The 283-nt window shown below is 42.8% G+C and carries 1 pseudogene; it reads left to right on the top strand.

The window, feature by feature from the left end:
* Nucleotides 1-283, top strand: a pseudogene (locus tag AAEY62_RS21930) (hypothetical protein); the annotation flags it as partial.

Here is a 283-nt window from a genome sequence, read left to right as displayed (position 1 = left end):
AATTGACGCCGGTATTTATGGTTTGCTTATTTTACTGCCTTTAGCTTTGTATTTATTTAGACGTTCTGCATTAGTTAGCGCAGTACTATTACTTAGCTTTTTACCTCAACAAAATGCGCATGCCGCAGAGCTGCCAACCCTGTTTAAAAATACGGATCAACGGGCATTAGAGGCATACAACAACAAAGAGTATCAACAAGCAGCCCAGGCTCGCTCAAGCGCTCTCAAAGGGGCTGCACTTTATCAGCAAGGGCAATTTGATGCTGCCTTAAATGAGTTTAGC

Source organism: Pseudoalteromonas sp. GW168-MNA-CIBAN-0100 (assembly GCF_040309225.1).
GTDB lineage: Bacteria > Pseudomonadota > Gammaproteobacteria > Enterobacterales > Alteromonadaceae > Pseudoalteromonas > Pseudoalteromonas arctica.
The sequence above is the reverse complement of the archived record's forward strand: the minus strand, read 5'-3'. Positions and strand labels throughout refer to the sequence as shown.